This window comes from Bifidobacterium sp. ESL0820, assembly GCF_052606235.1.
This window is the reverse complement of sequence record NZ_CP199594.1, coordinates 529611-547911: the sequence shown is the minus strand read 5'-3', so window position 1 is coordinate 547911 and position 18301 is coordinate 529611. Positions and strand designations below refer to the sequence as shown.

Genomic DNA, 18301 nt, shown 5'->3' with positions numbered 1-18301 from the left:
CCAGTCTAGAACAGCTTCATGACATCCTCGGGCGGTTTGCGGCCCAGGTGCTCCCAGGCCTTGGTGGTGGCCACACGCCCCTTCGGGGTGCGCACCAGGAAGCCCTCGCGCACCAGATAGGGCTCACAGACCGTCTCGACCGTCTCGGCCTCCTCGCCCACCATGGCGGCCAGGTTGTTCAGGCCCACGGGTCCGCCGTCGAAACTGTTGACGATGGCCTTGAGGACGGCCAGATCCAGACGGTCCAGCCCCTCTGAGTCGATCTGGTAGAGGGACAGGGCCTGCTTGACATCGTCAGGGCCGACCTGGTCAAGATCGTGGACTATGGCCCAGTCGCGCACCCGGCGCAGGAGGCGGTTGGCGATCCTGGGCGTGCCGCGGGAGCGCAGGGCCAGCTGATGGGCGGCGTCATCCTGCAGGACGATGCCCAGGACCTTGGCCGACCGCTCGACCAGCTTCTCCAGCTCCTCCTCCGGGTAGAAGTCCAGGTGGGCGGTGAAGCCGAACCGGGCCCGCAGGGGCGAGGGCAGCATGCCTTCGCGGGTGGTGGCGCCGATGACCGTGAACCTGGGCAGGGTCAGCGGAATGGAGGAGGCTCCGGGGCCCTTGCCCACCATGACATCCACCCGGAAGTCCTCCATGGCGATGTAGAGCAGCTCCTCGGCGGCCCTGGGCAGGCGGTGGATCTCGTCGATGAAGAGCACCTCGCCGGCCTCCAGGGAGCTCAGGATGGAGGCCAGGTCGCCGGCATGCTGGACGGCCGGCCCCGAGGTGACGCGGATGGGCACCTCCAGCTCGTGGGCGACGATCATGGCCAGGGTGGTCTTGCCCAAGCCTGGAGGGCCCGCCAAAAGGATGTGATCGGGGGCCACGTCCCGCTTTTTGGCGGCCTTCAGGAAGAGGCCCAGCTGGGCCTTGAGCCGGGGCTGTCCGATGAATCCGTCCAGGGTTTCAGGACGCAGCTCCTCGTCACTGACCGGCTCGCCTTCGATGGGCTTGGCCGAGACCATCCGCAGGGATTCCTCCTGGGCGTCGCCATTCTGGGAGTCGATGTACCCGGTGGTCATTTGCTTGTCAGCCATGGGTCAGCGCCCCCTGTCCAGCCGGGTCAGGGCCTGCTTGAGCACCTTGGGAATGTCGGCCGGCTGCAGGGGCAGGGTGTAGCCGCCCTCGCTGCAGGTCTGCTCCACGGCCTGCTCGGCATCACGCTGCAGCCAGCCCAGGGAGATCAGTCCCTCGACTACCTGGTGGGCGCCGTCGTCGGTCTGGGCGGGTCCCTGTCGGCCTGTGCCGGCATCCAGATCCAGCTTGCCGGAGAGCTCGAGGATGATCTTCTGAGCGCCCTTCTTGCCCAGGCCGGGCGCCCGGGACAGGGCCGCAGTATCACCGTCAGCCACGGCCTGGGCCAGCTGGTCCGAGTTCAGGGTGGCGAGTATGGACAGGGCCACGCGCGGTCCGATGCCGCTGACCTTCTGCAGCTGGGCGAAGAGGGATTTCGACGTGCGGCTGAGGAATCCGTAGAGGGTCAGTGCATCCTGGGTCAGGGAGAGGGCCGTGTAGACAGTGACCGTGGATTCGGCCCGCATGGAGGCCAGGTCCGACTGTGGCATGCGCACCTCGAACCCCACCCCCGAAACATCGATGACGGCAGAGCCCGTTTCGATGGCGGCCACCCGCCCGGTCAGCATTGCCAGCACTTGATCACCCCTCGATGAAATCGAACGTCTGTTCGAATCAGCTTACATGTCTCGCTGGACTCCCCGATACTTGCCGTACTTGGCGGAGGCCTGTGCCCACTGCCGTTGGGCCTGGGTCAGATGCTCCTCGCGCTCCCCGCCCTGGATGGCGCCGGCGGGCCTTAGGGCGTGGCAGATGGCCTGGGCCAGAGCATCGGCGGCATCGGCGGGCTTGGGCAGTTGGTTGAGCCCGAGAATGCGGGCCACCATCCGCTGCACTTGGATCTTGTCAGCCTGGCCATTGCCGGTCACGGCCATCTTGGCTTCGGTGGGTGTGTGCAGGGCCACGGGAATGCCTCGCTGCGCAGCCCCCAGCATGGCCAGCCCCGCCGCCTGGGCGGTGCCCAGCACGGTGTTGTGGTTGGACTGGGCAAAGACCCGCTCGATGGACACCACATCAGGGCTGAAACGGTCCAGGGCGGCCGTCAGCCCCTGGTAGATGGCCAGCAGCCGCAGGTCCTGGCTCTGTTCGGGGTCTGAGCGCACGACGTCCACATGAACAAAGGAAAGCCGGCGCGATGCACCGGCTTCAATGACGCCAACGCCGCATCGGGTGAGCCCCGGGTCGACGCCGAAAACGATCATAGGGTCACTCGTCGTCCAACTGGGCCATGACCTCGTCGGGGGCAGTCCAGTTGCTGTAGATCTCCTGCACGTCGTCCAGGTCGTCCAGGTTGTCGATCAGCTTGGAGACCTTGCGGGCGGAGTCCAGGTCCAGGGTGACCTCGCTCTTGGGGTTGAGGACCAGGTCGGCGGAGTCGTAGTCCATGCCCGCGTCCTGCAGGGCCTTGCGGACGGTGACCATGTCGCCGGGGGCTGTCAGCACGGTGTAGCTCTCGCCGTTGTCCTGCACGTCCTCAGCACCGGCCTCGGCGGCCTTTTCGAAGACCGTATCGTAGTCCAGGCCCTCCGAAGGGACGATGATCTGGCCCTTGCGCTCGAAGTTGAAGCTGACCGACCCGTTCTGGGCCAGGGAGCCGCCGCCCTTGGTCAGGGTGGAACGGACCTCGGCGGCCGCGCGGTTGCGGTTGTCGGTCAGGCACTCGATGATGATGCCCACGCCGGCGGGAGCGTAGCCCTCGTAGACGATGGTCTCGTAGTTGGCCGCTCCGGCCTCCTCGCCCGAGCCGCGCTTGACGGCCCTGGTGATGTTGTCTGCGGGCACGGAGGACTTCTTGGCCTTGACGATGGCGTCGTAGAGGGTGGGGTTGCCGTCGGGGTCACCGCCGCCGGTGCGGGCGGCGATCTCGATGTTCTTGATCAGCTTGGCGAAGAGCTTGCCACGCTTGGCGTCGATGGCTGCTTTCTTGTGCTTGGTGGTCGCCCACTTCGAATGCCCTGACATATGTCTCCTGACGGTACGAATGCGTAAACGAATGGAATTCTAGTTCCGCTCTTCGACAATTTTACGGGTTTTCAGGCCCTTTCGTGGGGGCTTCATCGCAAGGAGAACCAGCCTTCCGGCCCACCAGCCTGCCCAGCAGGCCACGGCGATGATCGGGCCTGGCTGCCAGGGCCCGGGCATAGACATCCAGAACCTGGTCGGTGACCCGCACCCAGTCGTAGTCGCTGGCCCGACGCATTCCGCAAGAGGCCAGGTCCAGGCGGGCAGGTCGGTCGTCCAGCAGGCCCAGGACCGCCCGAGCGCAGTCCTGGGGGTCTCCTGTGGCGAACAGCCGCGCGCTGCGGCCTTTCTGGGAGACATCCTCGAAGGCGGGCAGGTCCGAGGCCACCACCGGGCAGCCCGCCGCCATGGCCTCGACCAGCACGATGCCAAAGCTCTCTCCCCCGGTCTGCGGAGCCACATACAGGCCAAGGCTGTGGTAGAAGGAGGCCTTGTCCTCGTCGCTTATCCGGCCCAGGAAGGTGAAGTGCCGAGCCAGTCCAGGATCGACGGCTTCGAGTATTTCCCGGGCCTCCCCCTGGCCGTCACCTGCACAGAGGAAGCGGGCTCCGGGCACCCGCTGCAGGATGGCAGGTGCGGCCTGGGCCAGAATCCTGAACCCCTTGCGCTCTTCCTTCATCCGTCCCAGGAATCCGATGGTGGGTTCCCGCTCGCTCCCCTGCCATTCCGGGCGCGGCCGGGCATTGCGCAGGGCTCTGGTCTCGATGCCGTTGGGGATGATCTGGCTGGGTATGCCCGGTTCCAGCAGATTCTTGGCGTTCTGCATGGCCGAGGGACTGACGAAGATGGCCTGGCTGATGTTGGCCAGGTATCGGCGCAGGTAGCGCCTGGTCAGCCTCAGGGCCAGCGGGGTCGTATCGAAGGCCGCATGGAAGGTGGCCACATAGGGGCAGGGAATGAATCCGGGCCTCAGGGGCTTGTGGCTCAGGGAGGGCACCTCGGGCTCGTGCAGGTGCAGGATGTCGAAGTGGCCCTGCCTGACCCACTGCCGGGTCTTGTGGCCGGCCACGCCGAAGTAGCTCAGGTTGGCCACGGATCCGTTGTAGGGAATGGAGAAGGAGGAGCCGGTGGTCTGCACCCAGAGGGGCATGTCCTGGGTGCGTCGGCCCGGGGCCAGAACCTGCACCTGGTGGCCGCGGTCCATAAGATGCCTGGCGAAGTCGCGGATGTGCAGTTGGACGCCGCCCGGGGTCTCGAAGGAGTAGGGCGAGATGATCCCCACCCGCAGAGGCGCCTTGATGGCGGCCCGCTCCGGCTCCCGCTCAGGCCTTTGTTCGGGTGCCTTCATGCCCGTCACCTCCCTTGTTCTCGGATGCCTGGGCCAGGATGAAGTCCGGCAGGTCGTGCATCCGGGAAAGATCCAGATCCTCAAGGAAAATCGGCTGGAGCATGTGCCAGTCCTCGGGATGCTCACGAATGCCCTGGGCCCACTGGTCCACCCAGGCCTGGGTCAGGTCCTTGATGGCCTGTTCTCGGGGCATCTTCAGGTAGGGCTCGATGGCGATGGGCCCGTCCACCTGGCAGACATAGCCGTAGGGGGTCTTGGCCTGCCGACGGCGCTCCCCCGTCAGCTTTTCCCTGTGCATATTCACGGTATAGAGGGGCAGACGGGCATCCAAGGCGATGACGGCAGGTCCGGCGGCCACGCGAATCCAGGAGTCGAAGGCCTTGACGAAGACGCCACGGCGGCTCAGGTCGCGGTCGGCCAGCAGGGGCACCACCTGGCCAGGCTTCCGCAGCAGGGTCGTCAGACGGCCGGTGATGTCCGGCTCGCCGGTCAGCAGGATGTTCATGCCCAGGCGGCGACGGATGTCCGCAAAGGTGTTCAGCATCCCAGGGTCCCGCAGCCGCTCGGCCACCGTGGTGACCTGGCCGACCGTGGAGCAGGCCCAGAAGCCCGCGTAGTCCCAGTTGCCCTGGTGGCCCATGCCGATGGGCAGGGATCGCAGGCCGATGTCGCTCTTGGCCGGAGCCGGGTAGGCGTTGCCGCCGCCGTGTATGCGTGCCAGCAGCTGCTCCTTGGTGCGTGCCCCCACGGTCAGGGCCTCGACGAAGTAGACGAAGTAGGAGCGCATGCCCTTGCGCGAGGTGCGCCGCAGGCTGCGACGGTCGGCCTCTGGCATGACATGGGCCAGGTTGCGCTCCAGCTGTCTGACGCCGCCTATCCGAAACAGCCAGCAGAGGTCGGCCGCCGCCAGGAAGAGGCCGCGCAGCAACCCCTCGGGCACCAGGCGCGCATGCTGCGCCAGAAAGATGAGCAGTCGGTCCGGCATAGGCTCACTCGTGGTTGGGGTTGGCGGGCTGCGGGTTGCGGCTCATGTCCTTGGCGACGTGGCTGATCCGCTGCCAGACGGTGACGATGCCCAGCAGGGCCAGCAGGACCAGGAAGCAGCTGAGCACGGCCAGGGGCAGCCCGGCTCCCGTCAGGGCCATGCCCACCAGGATGATGACCAGCCGGTCGGACCTGGTGGCGATGCCGTTCTTGGCCTCGAAGCCCTCGGCCTCGGCCCGGGCCCGGGCGTAGGAGGTGACGAAGGAGGTCATGATGGCGAAGAGGGCTGCAGCCATGCCCACCTGTGCCCAGATGTCGGGATCCTGGTGGCTGCCATCGGCCACCCAGGCCAGCTCGTGGCGCCGCAGGTAGATGATGACCCCGGTCAGGACGGCCCAGTCGGCTATCCGGTCAAGGGTGGAGTCCAGGAAGCCCCCGAACTGGGTGCCACCGCCGGTCAGCGCGGCCACTGAACCATCCAGGGAGTCGAAGGCCACCAGGATGGCCAGGACGATGGCCCCGGGCAGGAGCCAGCCGGTGAACCCGGTCGCGATGGCTACCAGGGTGGTGCCTGCGGCTCCGCTGATGGTGACACCGTTGGCGCTCACGCCCAGACGAACCAGGCCGCGGGCGATGGGGGCGATGATGCGCTTCCAGGGGCGCCGTAGATGCTCGAACATTGGTCAGTCCTGACTGCAGGAGGTGTTCGCTCGGAAGTCGTCTGCCGAGTTGATCTGGGCGCGGACCTTGATGGCCTCGTTGATCCAGGCGCGGGCCTGCTCCACGGGCACCCCGTTGAGCTGGCTGCCGTCGCGGAAGCGGAAGGAGACCGCGTTCTTGGAGGCATCCTCCTCGCCGGCGATCAGGATGAAGGGGGCCTTGGACTTGGCCGCGTTGCGAATCTTCTTGCCGAAGCGGTCGTCGGAGCGGTCGATCTCGCAGCGGACCATGTCGTCGCGCAGCTGGTCCAGCAGGTGCTCCAGGTGGGGGGCGAACTCGTCGGCCACGGGCACGGCCTGCACCTGGACGGGGGCCAGCCAGGCCGGGAAGGCGCCGGCGTAGTGCTCCAGCAGGATGGCGAAGAAGCGCTCAATGGAGCCGAAGAGGGCCCGGTGGATCATGACCGGCCGCTGGTGGGAGCCGTCGGCGGCGATGTACTCCAGCTGGAAGCGCTCGGGCAGGTTGAAGTCCAGCTGAATGGTGGAGACCTGCCAGGTGCGCCCGATGGCGTCCCGGGCCTGCACGGAGATCTTGGGCCCGTAGAAGGCGGCGCCCTCGGGGTCGTCGACCAGCTCCAGCCCGGAGTCCTTGGCCACCTCGGCCAGGGTGTTGGTGGCCTCCTCCCAGACCTCGTCGGAGCCGACGAACTTGTTGGGGTCCTTGGTGGACAGCTCCAGGTAGAAGTCGTTGAGGCCGAAGTCCTTCAACACCTTGAGCACGAATTGGAGCAGGTTGGTCAGCTCCCCCTTCATCTGGTCCCTGGTGCAGTAGATGTGGGAGTCGTCCTGGGTCAGGCCGCGCACGCGGGTCAGGCCGTGGACCTCGCCGGACTTCTCGTAGCGGTAGACGGTGCCGAACTCGAACAGCCGCAGGGGCAGCTCCTTGTAGGAGCGCTGGCGGGACTTGAAGATCAGGTTGTGCATGGGGCAGTTCATGGGCTTCAGGTAGTAGTCGAAGCCCTGGCGGGTCACCTTGCCGTTGGCGTCCTTCTCCTCGTCCAGGTGCATGGGCGGGTACATGCCGTCCTTGTACCACTGCAGGTGGCCCGAGATCTCGTAGAGGTGGCCCTTGGTGATGTGCGGGGTCTGCACGAAGGAGTAGCCGTTGCGCCGGTGCATTTCACGGGAGTAGTCCTCCATGGCGTTGATGACGGCCGCACCCTTGGGGTGGAAGACGGGCAGCCCGGGCCCGATCTCGTCCGGGAAGGAGAAGAGGTCCATCTCGGCGCCCAGCTTGCGGTGGTCGCGGCGGGCGGCCTCCTCCAGACGGGCGGTGTAGGCCTTCATGTCGTCCTTGTTGGCCCAGGCAGTGCCGTAGATTCGCTGGAGCATGGGGTTCTTCTCGTCCCCGCGCCAGTAGGCGGCGGCCGTGCGCATGAGCTTGAAGCTGCGGATGTAGCGGGTATTGGGCAGGTGGGGGCCCCGGCAGAGGTCCTTCCAGACCGTGTTGCCCTCGCGGTCCAGGTTGTCATACATGGTCAGCTCGCCGCCGGTGGCCACCTCGGTGGCCTCCTCGCTGTTGATCTCGGCCTCCTTGGCCCCGATCAGCTCCAGCTTGTAGGGCTGGTCGGCCTCCTCCTTGCGGGCCTCCTCTTCGGTGACCACGCGCCGGCGGAAGCTCTGGGAGGACTTGATGATCCGCTTCATCCGCTGTTCGATCTGCTTGAGGTCGTCGGGGGTGAAGGGCTTGTCCACGTCGAAGTCGTAGTAGAAGCCGTCCTTGATGACCGGGCCGATGCCCAGCTTGGCGTCCGGGCGGATCTCCTGGACGGCCTGGGCCATGACGTGGGTGGCCGAATGCCTCATGATGGCCAGTCCCTGGTCGCTCTCCAGGGTGATGGGCTCGACCTTGTCGCCCTCGTGCAGGGGTGTGTAGAGGTCGCGTGGCTGCCCGTTGAGGTCGACGGCGATGATGTCCTTGTCGTCAGCAAAAAGCTGGACGCCAGTCTGATCCGCCGCCACCTCCTTCCGTTCGCCCTTGACGATGATGGAGATGCTCGACTGTGTCATGAATGCCGTCCTTGCTATCGGAGCCCGCGTTACAGGGTGCAGGCTGGACATGGTTATCGAGCCACAGCCTAGGTCGTCACTCAGACAAGGAGGGGCCTTTGTTGCCCATGGAGCGCAGATAATCCTCGGCTTCCCGGACCAGCTCTTCGGCGGCCGGCTCGTCCACCTGAGCCTGGTCGACGTCCATCTCCAGACGGTGGACGTAGTTGGCCAGATCGTCGTTGCAGCGCAGCAGCATTCCGGCCTGGGCCTTCCACTCGGCGGCCTTGCGGGGCAGCTCCCCCTCGTCAAGGTGGACGCCGAGCATGGCCGAGAGCCTTTGCAGCAGCTGCAGGGTGCCCTGGGCGCACTCGTCGCTGCCCAGGTACTGGGGAACCGAGACCCAGATGGACTCGGTGCTGTAGCCGTCCTGGGTGGCCAGGGCGTCCAGGACGGTGGGGATGCCTATGGGGCCGGAATGGCCGTCGGTGTCGGTCTTGGGCTGGTCGCCGGCTAGGTCGTCGATGGGCAGGGGCCTGGTGTGGGGGCAGTCGGCGAACATGGCGCCCAGGGTGATGATGGCCTCCGCCTCGTCGTCTTCGGCCCAGTGGATGCTGCGCCGGCAGAAGTCGCTCCAGTGGTAGTTGGGCTCCGGGCCCATCTCCAGCAGAAGGGTGTGGGTGTCATCAATCCGCACCCGGTAGATCTTGGCGGAGGGCCAGATGATCCGCCGCCTGCCCTGCACATGGCAGAGCATGGGCCGTGACATCTGGTAGTCGTAGAACCCGTCGCCCGGAATGCTGCCGATCTCGTGGGACTCGTAGACGTTCAACAGGTGGCGGATGACGTTGGTCGAGGCTGAGCACGCATCGTTCCAGCCATCGAAGGCGGCCACCATGGTGCAGTGCTGCCTGGCTTCTTCACTCATACCTTTCACCCTACCGGTAGGAAGCCTTGTATTTCGCGGCTTTGCCGTCAGCGGAGGGTGGCTCTATGACGCGGCGACACGCGCTTTTTGCCAAGTGCGGAGGTCTACGCTACAGTAGTGCAACGTGCTTCGGCAGTCACCACCACGGTGAAAGTTGAAAGTGCGGGCATAGCTTAGTTGGTAAAGCGCGACCTTGCCAAGGTCGAGACCGCGGGTCCGAGTCCCGTTGCCCGCTCGAGGTTTCGAGCAGTTTAACCAATACGGTGGGTTAGCCAAGCGGTTAGGCAGCGGCCTGCAAAGCCGTATAGACGAGTTCGACTCTCGTACCCACCTCTCTCTCGAAACGAGAATGACCCGGGCGGTTGGCGCAGAGGTAGCGCACTTCCCTGACACGGAAGGGGTCACTGGTTCGAATCCAGTATCGCCCACGAGGATCACTTCGGTGGTCTTTCCCAATCCGGGCGATTGGCGCAGCGGCTAGCGCACTTCGTTCACACCGAAGGGGTCGCAGGTTCGATTCCTGCATCGCCCACCTGGATTTTCCACTTCTCCCCTATTCTCCATCCGGTAACAGTTCTCAGTCAACGATTGGCAGCCAACCAACCTTCTGAATTGTCAGTGATCGAATCCCCAATGATCCCTGGCTAATGATTCCTTCTGCGGAAATTCAGGTAATAAATTATTGTTAGCAGACCAGCCGAGATTTACTTTTCGGGCTCGCTTTAGGCAGCCGACTGCGCTGAATTATGCACAAACCGCCCCTTGCAATGCCGGTTGTTGCGGCATATAGCGAACGGAGTGTTGAGCATGTCCGGGACCTTGTGATAATTTGCTCTTAGCAACAGGTCGGGGGACCTGCCTGAAACGGGAGTACCTGTGCATCCTTGAAGAGGTGATAGCATGAAGAAAGGCCTAGGCCAATGAGGGCACGTAACTAGCCAGGCTGAATCTGCAATGCGCCACAGCTTGAGGAAACTGTGGTCTCCCTGTTTTATCTATGTAATACTTGCGTGGTCTGTTTGCGTGGCCACGTTCCGGTTGTCGCCAATGGCGGCGGCCGCGCTGTAAAGCTCCTCCGGCGGCACAGAAATATACCCCCCTCTCCTGCCGCCGGAGGTCTTACTTTTCAGGCCCTATTTGAGGGCCTGCAGGTACCGGTAGAGGGTGGGAATCGATATCTTGAGCTCGGGGGCGACGATGCCTACCGCGCCCTTGATGAGGAAGATGCCCCGGTCCTTGATGTTGCGGATGATGTCCAGCCTGTCCTGCTTGGTCAGCTTGTCCATGGGGATGTTGAACTGGCGGACCTCATCCCTGGTGATCCTGCGGATGTTCTCCGCGGGCTCTTCACTCACGTGGCGGCGCGAGGTCTCGGTGGAGATCTGCACATCGTCGGAGTCGATCGAGGACAGGGTCTGCAGCACGTGGGCGGCCTGCTGCAGCTCGGTGATGTTGATGCTGATGCAGAGCAGGCCAATCACGGTCTGCTCCTGGTTGCGGATCAGGTAGGAGGAGACGCGGAACTCATGCTTGTTCAGGCGGCGCCCACGGTAGTCGGAGACGAAGTCGGCCCCGTCCTGGTCGGCCCGTATGGCCAGTTGGAGCGTCTGGTCCGTAACCCCGTCGCCCAGGGAGCGTCCGGAGAGCTGCCCGTTGCGGATGAAGACGATGGAATTCTCCGGGCGGGTGATGTCATGCACAACAATCTCGGCCATGGGACCGAAGGAATCGGCTATGAATTCTGCCAGGGGAAATACCTCTTCAAGGTTGTCTACTGTGAAATGCATGGCTGATCCTCAACATCCTAACAGGGCGGCTTGTAGCCACCGGTTGGTGCTGCGGGAAGCGAAAGGTATTGGATGGCGTGATATGGTCCATCACCTCCATACCAGCCAATCGGCCTCCTCTAATCCCGTATATTAGACCTTCTTTTGCGCACTTCTGTCCGTTGCATACGGCCTATTGAGGCCGCAGGAGAGCCGAAGTGGCGAAGGAGCTTTCATGGTAGCGCACGAAAGCGGCTGAATCTTGCTTTTCGCAAACCCGGCCAGTCGTAACGGACTCGATGCCACAAGGAAGCCGCTTCCCACGAACCCTGCAGGAGAGGATGAGAGCGGAAACCTAGTAATCATGGGGAACCGAGTGATTCAGCAGCTGAGGATAAATACCTGTAGCGTGCCTAGGACAAAATGCATGAACAATGTGAGGTTGGTCACGTGTGTTGGGATCGGTCGGATTTGTAGGCGACTTTGCCAAAGAAGTTGAACAGGCTAATACGACACGTGCCTCAATGAGCAAACAGCGGCCAGGCTGACTGGGGTTGTATGCCCGTGGCCAGCTTGGCCGTGTTTCCCTCTCTCCCAGGTAGGGGCGGGGGCGTGCATGCCTGCCCTCGGCTTCCGCCTGCAGAAGTGTGGTGGGGGCGCGGGAGGAAGTGTCGGCTCTCTTGGGGTTTGAGCCTAAAGTGGCACGTTCCTCCCTGCTCCCCCTATGTGGGCCGGGGGCGGGGGGATTGATACGCCGCCCGGCCGCTCTTACTCGTGCGAAGCATGTGACAGACTACGTTGTTCTTTTCTATGGCAGCGTGAGGCCAGGACCCCGCCCATGCCGGTCATGCCGGTGGCCAGGGCGAGCAGGATGCCTTCCCCGCCTGCCTTGGGGAGCACGCCTGCTGGCAGGTACGTGTACTTGAGGGAGGTGTCGGGGGTTTGGGGTGCGCCGCCCAGCGTGTAGTCCACGCTGACCGTGACCGCGCCCGGCTGGTGTGCGGGCGTGGTCACGGTGACGCTGCTGCCATCACCACGCGTCAGGCCTGATGCGGGGGTCTGGTCGAATCTGACGCCGGTGATCACCAGCTGCAGGTTGAACGACACCGGCACAGGAACAGACTTGTTGTTTGTGCTGCTGCCGTCGCCGAGCTGGCCATAGTAGTTGTATCCCCATGCGTAGGTGTTCCCGTCGCTGCCCACGGCCAACGAATACTCGAATCCGGCGCTTACTTGTGTGGCTTGCAGCCCTTTGTTCGTGTCAGTGCGGTTGGCGGGGTCGCGCACGCGCACAGGAACAGTCGAAGAGTAGCTGGTGCTGTTGCCGAGCTGGCCAAAGGCGTTGTATCCCCAGGCGTAGGCGTATCCGTCGCTGCCCACGGCCAACGAATGATCGTATCCGACGCTGACCTGCAGGTAGGTGAAATCCTTGGGCAGGTCCGGGTACGTGTTGCGGTCAGGCATCCTCACCCTGACCGGCGTATGCCGTTCGGTGGTTGTCCCGTCGCCGAGCTGGCCATTGCCGTTGTTTCCCCAGGCGTAGGCGTTGCCGTCGCTGCCCACGGCCAAGGAATGCTGGCCCCCGGCGCTGACCTGCAGGTAGGTGAAATCCTCTGGCAGGTCCGGGTAGGTCTTCCGGTCGGGCGTCTTCACCCTGACCGGCGCAGACCGGCTGCTGGTTGTCCCGTTGCCGAGCTGGCCATCGCCGTTGTTTCCCCATGCGTAGGCGTTGCCGTCGCTGCCCACGGCCAAGGAATGCTGGTATCCGGCGCTGACCTGCAGGTAGGTGAAATCCTTGGGCAGGTCCGGGTACGTGTTGCGGTCGGGCGTCTTCACCCTGATCGGCGTATACCGGTTGGTGGTTGTCCCGTCGCCGAGCCGGCCATACTGGTTGAATCCCCAGGCGTAGGCATTCCCGTCGCTGCCCAGGGCCAGGGAATGATAGTATCCGGCGCTGACCTGCAGGTAGGTGAAGTCCGCTGGCAGGTCCGGGTACGTGTTGCGGTCGGGCGTCTTCACCCTGACCGGCGCATTCCGGCCGGTGGTTGTCCCGTCGCCGAGCTGGCCATTGCCGTTTAATCCCCAGGCGTAGGCGTTGCCGTCGCTGCCCAGGGCCAGGGAATGCCGGTATCCGGCGCTGACCTGCAGGTAGGTGAAATCCTCCGGCAGGTCCGGGTACGTCTTCCGGTCGGGCTTCCTCACCATGACCGGCGCATGCTTGTCGCCTATCGTCCCGTCGCCGAGCTGGCCATTGCTGTTGTTTCCCCAGGCGTAGGCGTTCCCGTCGCTGCCCACCGCCAAGGAAAAATAACCGTTTGTTGATCCGCTGACCTGGCTGAATCTGATGCCCCGGCTGGCGCTGTCAGGCGGGGTGATGGTGGTGGGTTCCCTGCCCAGCTGGCTGCCCTTGCCGGGGCTGATGCTCCATGTGCTGTTCCGGCTTGCGGGTGTCCACTTGGCGGTCAGGGTCAGGTCCTTGGTGACGGGCTTGCTGAAATCGTAGGCGACCTCGTCGATGAACCATCCGTCGAACAGGTAGCCTTGGCGCATCGGGTCGGGGGAGGGGCGCTTCACCCTGCTGTTCGGGGTGGAGAAATGCTGGTCTGCTGGTTCGGGTTTTCCTCCGCCCGTGTCGAAGTGGATCGTAAATGTGGATCGTGGTTCGGCGTCTCGTGTCAGCGGCTGGTCGACTATGTACTTCAGGCTTCTGGTGAAAGGCTGGCCGTCCTGCCTGCCGGTGATGAGGATAGCGGCTGGCCCCGGCTTGCGCGCGGGTATGCCTGTCTGCCATGAGTTGTTTTTCTTGGTGAGTTTGAGCGGCTGGCTGTCCAGACTGGCAGATTCCAGGGTGGGTGCGGCTGCGCTGTCGAGTCTGACTGGTTTGCCTGGTCGGCCCTGCTCGTCCATGCTCCACCTGTATAGGCTGCCCTGCCTGCTGAAGGCGGTGATCCTGCTGTCTACCTTGATGGCCTGCGAGTACTGCTGGCTCCCGTCGTCTGCCCGGGTGGGTGCTTCGCCGGACTTCCAAGCCCAGATGTGGCCATTGGAATCAACCAAAGCTGCTTGTGTTGTATTAATGCTTATTGCTGTCACAGCAGAATGATCGGGCAGGACCAGAGACTCTGCCTGGTTTTGTTCGTTTTCCAGATAGCTGGTCTGGCCTGTTGAGTCCAGAAGTATAAAGCCATGATCCATGGCTGATATCTGAACAATGCGGCTGGCAAGCTTGACGGGTTGGATCTGATCGGTATCAATGGCATCCGGCTTCCAAGTCCAGACCTGGCCCTTGCTGTCCAAGGCGAGCAGACGGGCAGCATTGCCAGCCACCTTGACTGCCAAGGCCTGCATGGGCAGGCTTATGGCTTTTCTTGTTGGCTTCTCCTTGCTGGTCCATGTGCGGATACGGCCTTCCTGGTCCGCTGCTATGAGGCGGTCGGCAGCCATGGCAATGCTGATGTAGGTCGTGGAGTCTGTGTCGAGCAGGGCTGGCGTCTCTCCGCTACGATTCCAGGTGTAGATGCGGTGGTCCCGGCTCAGGGCTGCGTAGCTGTTATCGCCAACGACTCCAGTTGTGAATCGCACCTCGCCAGACGTATCTCGAGGTGATGGCACCTGAACAGGCGTCTCATCGTTTGATGTCCACGTGAGCAGGCGGCCATCGCCGGTCACACCGATCAGCTTACCGTCTTGGGCTTCCAGCGTGCTGAACGATGGGAAATCTGCGTTCGGGGGTGTGATGGTGATGCTGGTGCCGCCGGAAGCCGGACCATGGTCGGGGCTGAGCGCCCAATCAGTCACCGGGATCCACTTTGCCTTCAAGGCGGTGTCCCCGATGATCGGGGTGCGGAAGTCCATGATCCTGTCATGCTCGAACCAGCCGTCAAATCGGTAGCCGTCGCGCTTCGGATTATTCACAGGAGGCGACGCTAGGGATCCATCAGGCACAGTTAAGCGTTCAGCCTTGCCCCCATCGTCAGAGTCAAAAACAACAGTATGCGAACCTGCGGCAGCCGACTTGGTTTCGGCGTCCGCATGAGGAGTGGAAAGGCCTGTCGGGGTTTGAACGGGCGAAGGGGAAACAGATGAAGTGGTCAGCGGCGAGGGGGAAGGAAGATTGGTAGGTTGTAGATCGCTCAGGGAACCGTTATCTACCTGAGCGGTATAACGACCCCCCCCCCGTTGACATCTGAGCCGGAGGCGAAGACGGTGCCGGTGGCCATGCCGGTCAGCAGCAGGGGTATCAGCACCAATGCTGACATGAGCGGCCGCAGGCCAAACCTATGCTTACGAGAACCGGCAGACGTCGACGACGAAACCACAACAAACCTCCCCAAAGGATTCAAACGCTTGGCTGACCCAGTCCCCCGCAACCATGGGCAGCGCATGAGCAAATCCTATCATGCAGCCATCCGAGCGTCGAATCCCCCGGCAGTTCACTAAGGCTCAGCTGGCCGCCACGCCGCCCACTGCGGGCAGGGCGCCGACCATGAGCATGATGGCCACGAAGATGGCCAGGCCGATCCGGTAGATGACGAATCCCCGGTAGGAGAAGCGCGAGACGATCTTCAAAAAGGCGATGATGACGATGTATCCCAGCAGGAAGCTGACCACGGTGGCGCAGATGGTGGCCCCCCAGCCGGGGAAAGCGGCGTCCGCGTTGATGTTCTTCAAGGATTTGACCGTCTCGAGTATGCCGGCGCCGAAGACGGCGGGGATGGCCATGAGGAAGCTGACCCGGGTGGCGGATTCGCGGGTGTAGCCCAGGGCGCGGCCGAAGGTCATGGTGCCGCCCGAGCGGGATACGCCGGGGATCAGGGCCAGCATCTGCCCGATGCCGAAGAGCAGGGCGTCGCGGGCGCTCATCTGGCGGATCTCCTTGTTCTGGCGGCCGTGGCGGTCGAAGTAGTCCAGCAGCAGGCCGAAGACGATCAGCACCACTACGGTGATCCAGAGGTTGCGCAGCTTGGTCTCGATGATCTTCTGGAAGAGCAGGCCAGCCACCACGATGGGCAGGGTTCCCAGAATGATGTACCAGCCCAGGGCCGCGTCATGGTCCTTGGAGCCCATCCGCTCACGCCAGGAGGAGCCGTCCTTGCCGGCCAGGCAGCGGAACCAGTGGGTCAGTATGCGGGCGATGTCATGCCGGAAGTAGAGCAGGACCGCCAGCTCGGTGCCGAATTGGATGATGGCCGTGAAGGCCGCGCCCGGGTCCTGGCCCAGCAGGCCGCCCACAATGCGGATATGGGCGCTGGATGAGACGGGGAAATACTCCGTCAGGGCCTGCACCAGGCCGAACAGAATGGCTTCGAAGAAATTCATGGACCCCTCTTGCTATGTCGGACAACAATGGCAAGCATAGCCACCGCGCAGGGCAGGCAGAGCCAAGGGCCGGGCATGTCTCGCAGAATGCCCACAATGGGTCTTGTCGGAATCGACGACTCGACGAATAGGGGTGTGGATCATCATGGCCAAGACCTACAGAAAATCCAGGGGCGGGGCCCCGGCGGGATTCTTCGAGTGCGAGGGGCGCGGGCTTCAATGGCTGGGCCAGGCCCAGGCGCAGGGCGGTCCCCGGGTGGTGGACGTCTACGGCTGGGGGCCGGACTACCTGGACATCGAGGAGGTGGCCTCCGCCTCCCCCACGCCTGGTGCAGCCTACCGCTTCGGCGCCCAGCTGGCCCACATGCATGATGCCGGGGCCGACCATTTCGGCTCCGCGCCCGAGGGCTACACCGGCACCTGCTACTTCGGACCCCTGCAGGATCCGCTCCCCATGGACGTGGGCGCCTGGGACGACCCGGCCACCTACTGGGCCAAGGGACGGCTGGAGCCCATGGTGGGCATGGCCATGGATCGGCGGGCCCTGAACCGCGATGACATGAAGATGACCGAAGAGGTGATCCAGGCCCTGCCGGAGCTGCTGGGCGCGGCCGCCAATGACAAGCCCGCCCGGGTCCACGGGGACCTGTGGAGCGGGAACGTCATGTGGACCAGGAACGACGGGAACACCCAGGCCGTCCTGATCGACCCTGCGGCCCACGGCGGCCACCGCGAGGAGGACCTGGCCATGCTGCAGCTGTTCGGCATCCCCTACCTGGGGCAGATTCTGGACGGCTACCAGAGCGTGCATCCCCTGGCGGCCGGCTACCAGAACCGGACCACGCTCTGGCAGCTCTACGCCATCGCCGGGCACTGCGCCTTCTTCGGCGGCGGCTATGTGAGCGAGTACCGGTCCATGTGCCGGTCGCTGCTGGGCTGACTCAGCCGGCTCAGCTGAAGATGTCCTTGAGCTTGCCGAAGATCCCCTTGCGGCCCCCGGCTCCGGCAGGCTTGGCGCTCTGCGGGACCTGCCTGGCTTCGGAGTCGTGGCTGTTGGCGAAGTCCTCAATAAGGCGGCGCTGATCGTCATCCAGCTTGGTGGGGATCTGGACCAGCACGTGGACGATGATGTCGCCGCGCTCCTCCCGGTTGCCGAGCCTGGTTACTCCCAGGCCCTTGATGGTGATCTCCTGGTCGGGCTGGCAGCCGGCGGGGATGTCCACCTGACGCTGGCCGTCAAAGGTCTCCAGGTCAACCTGGTGGCCCAGCACGGCCCAGGTCATAGGCACGGCGATCCAGCAGTGCAGGTCCTGGCCGCTGCGGGTGTAGTGCTTGTCGGGCTTGATGGTGATGTCCACATACAGGTCGCCGGCTGCGCCGCCGCCCTCGCCCACCTCGCCCTGGGAGGCCAGCCGCAGCCGGGAGCCGTCAGCCACCCCTGCGGGCACGTTGACGCCCACCTCGCGCCGGGTGCGCACACGGCCGTGGCCGTTGCAGACCGGGCAGGGGTGCTCGATGATGGTGCCGTGGCCCTCGCACCGCTCGCAGGGGGCCTGGCTCATCATCTGCCCCAGCAGGGTCCGCACCACCTTCTGGGCATAGCCCTTGCCGTTGCAGACCGGGCAGGTCACCGGCGAGGTTCCCTTCTGGGCCCCCGAGCCGCCGCACTCCTGGCAGAGGCCGTAGGTGCTGATGGGGGTGCGCACCACGCCGCCGAAGATGGCGGTCTTCATGTCCACGGAGACCTGGGCCAGGGCGTCCCGGCCCGGCTGGGTGCGCGGAATGGGTCCCTGGGCGGTGCCCCCGAAGCCGCCGCCGAAGAACTGGTTGAAGACGTCGCCCATGTCGAAGGGGCTGCCCCCCTGGGAGGCCTGGGGATCGTTGGGGTCCACGCCCGCGTCGTACATGCGCCGCTTCTCGGGGTCGGAGAGCACCTCGTAGGCGCTGTTGACCTCCTTGAACTTGTCCTCGTATTCAGGCCCGGCGATGTCCGGGTGGTACTTGCGGCTCATCTTGCGATAGGCACGCTTGATGTCCTGATCGCTCGCGCCGCGCTCGACTCCCAAAACCTCGTAGTAATCTGCCACCGATCATCCTTTTCGTTTGATGCCCTCTCGACCCATAGTTGCATGGGCCCACGATACCTATGACTTATGCGTTTGCCTTG

The 18301-nt window shown here is 64.1% G+C and carries 14 protein-coding genes and 4 tRNA genes; 5 read left to right on the top strand and 13 right to left on the bottom strand.

Annotated elements, in window-relative coordinates; genetic code table 11:
- Nucleotides 1-5: 5 nt before the first annotated feature.
- The 9 genes from ruvB to ACUIAH_RS02260 form a co-directional block, all read right to left on the bottom strand.
- Nucleotides 6-1082 (bottom strand): Holliday junction branch migration DNA helicase RuvB, encoded by a 1077-nt coding sequence (gene ruvB / locus ACUIAH_RS02300; protein ID WP_313836484.1) that lies wholly within the window; start codon nucleotides 1080-1082, stop codon nucleotides 6-8.
- A 3-nt stretch (nucleotides 1083-1085) separates the two neighbouring features.
- Complete coding sequence (gene ruvA, locus ACUIAH_RS02295; RefSeq protein WP_445341272.1) at nucleotides 1086-1697, bottom strand: Holliday junction branch migration protein RuvA; 612 nt, start codon at nucleotides 1695-1697, stop codon at nucleotides 1086-1088.
- A gap of 42 nt (nucleotides 1698-1739) precedes the next feature.
- A complete protein-coding gene (gene ruvC / locus ACUIAH_RS02290; protein WP_445341271.1) occupies nucleotides 1740-2321 on the bottom strand; it encodes a crossover junction endodeoxyribonuclease RuvC in 582 nt (193 codons plus the stop codon).
- Nucleotides 2322-2325: 4 nt separating this feature from the next.
- Nucleotides 2326-3081, bottom strand: coding sequence for a YebC/PmpR family DNA-binding transcriptional regulator (locus ACUIAH_RS02285; protein ID WP_144085973.1), 756 nt, complete (start codon nucleotides 3079-3081; stop codon nucleotides 2326-2328).
- Nucleotides 3082-3142: 61 nt separating this feature from the next.
- Nucleotides 3143-4429: a glycosyltransferase family 4 protein gene (locus tag ACUIAH_RS02280; RefSeq protein WP_445341270.1), complete on the bottom strand. Its 1287-nt coding sequence runs from the start codon at nucleotides 4427-4429 to the stop codon at nucleotides 3143-3145.
- Entirely contained in the window at nucleotides 4404-5414 is a 1011-nt protein-coding gene (locus ACUIAH_RS02275; RefSeq protein WP_445341269.1) for a phosphatidylinositol mannoside acyltransferase, read from the bottom strand. Before ACUIAH_RS02275 ends, ACUIAH_RS02280 begins: the two co-directional genes overlap by 26 nt.
- A 4-nt stretch (nucleotides 5415-5418) precedes the next feature.
- Complete coding sequence (pgsA, locus tag ACUIAH_RS02270; protein WP_445341268.1) at nucleotides 5419-6093, bottom strand: phosphatidylinositol phosphate synthase; 675 nt, start codon at nucleotides 6091-6093, stop codon at nucleotides 5419-5421.
- A 3-nt stretch (nucleotides 6094-6096) separates the two neighbouring features.
- Nucleotides 6097-8142: a threonine--tRNA ligase gene (gene thrS, locus ACUIAH_RS02265; RefSeq protein ID WP_306222185.1), complete on the bottom strand. Its 2046-nt coding sequence runs from the start codon at nucleotides 8140-8142 to the stop codon at nucleotides 6097-6099.
- A gap of 76 nt (nucleotides 8143-8218) precedes the next feature.
- A complete protein-coding gene (locus ACUIAH_RS02260) occupies nucleotides 8219-9049 on the bottom strand; it encodes a PAC2 family protein (protein ID WP_045924425.1) in 831 nt (276 codons plus the stop codon).
- A gap of 162 nt (nucleotides 9050-9211) precedes the next feature.
- Between ACUIAH_RS02260 and ACUIAH_RS02255 the strand changes: the two genes are divergently transcribed.
- From ACUIAH_RS02255 to ACUIAH_RS02240, 4 genes are all read left to right on the top strand, one after another.
- Nucleotides 9212-9284, top strand: a tRNA-Gly gene (locus ACUIAH_RS02255).
- Between the two features lie 27 nt (nucleotides 9285-9311).
- Nucleotides 9312-9382, top strand: a tRNA-Cys gene (locus tag ACUIAH_RS02250).
- Nucleotides 9383-9405: 23 nt separating this feature from the next.
- Nucleotides 9406-9477 (top strand) — tRNA-Val (locus tag ACUIAH_RS02245).
- A gap of 31 nt (nucleotides 9478-9508) precedes the next feature.
- Nucleotides 9509-9581: transfer RNA gene (locus ACUIAH_RS02240), tRNA-Val, on the top strand.
- Between the two features lie 601 nt (nucleotides 9582-10182).
- Here the strand turns inward: ACUIAH_RS02240 and ACUIAH_RS02235 are convergent.
- The 3 genes from ACUIAH_RS02235 to ACUIAH_RS02225 form a co-directional block, all read right to left on the bottom strand.
- The gene (locus ACUIAH_RS02235) at nucleotides 10183-10836 is read right to left on the bottom strand and encodes a helix-turn-helix transcriptional regulator (protein WP_313841974.1); all 654 of its coding nucleotides are present in this window, start codon (nucleotides 10834-10836) and stop codon (nucleotides 10183-10185) included.
- Between the two features lie 747 nt (nucleotides 10837-11583).
- On the bottom strand, nucleotides 11584-14760 hold the full coding sequence (locus tag ACUIAH_RS02230; protein WP_445341267.1) for an RCC1 domain-containing protein: 3177 nt from the start codon (nucleotides 14758-14760) through the stop codon (nucleotides 11584-11586).
- Between the two features lie 498 nt (nucleotides 14761-15258).
- Nucleotides 15259-16134, bottom strand: a complete 876-nt coding sequence (locus tag ACUIAH_RS02225) for an undecaprenyl-diphosphate phosphatase (RefSeq protein ID WP_029678827.1) — start codon at nucleotides 16132-16134, stop codon at nucleotides 15259-15261.
- A gap of 145 nt (nucleotides 16135-16279) precedes the next feature.
- Between ACUIAH_RS02225 and ACUIAH_RS02220 the strand changes: the two genes are divergently transcribed.
- Nucleotides 16280-17074, top strand: coding sequence for a fructosamine kinase family protein (locus ACUIAH_RS02220; protein WP_445341266.1), 795 nt, complete (start codon nucleotides 16280-16282; stop codon nucleotides 17072-17074).
- A 10-nt stretch (nucleotides 17075-17084) separates the two neighbouring features.
- Here ACUIAH_RS02220 and dnaJ read toward each other — a convergent pair whose 3' ends face one another.
- Nucleotides 17085-18221, bottom strand: coding sequence for a molecular chaperone DnaJ (gene dnaJ / locus ACUIAH_RS02215; protein WP_445341265.1), 1137 nt, complete (start codon nucleotides 18219-18221; stop codon nucleotides 17085-17087).
- Nucleotides 18222-18301: the final 80 nt, after the last annotated feature.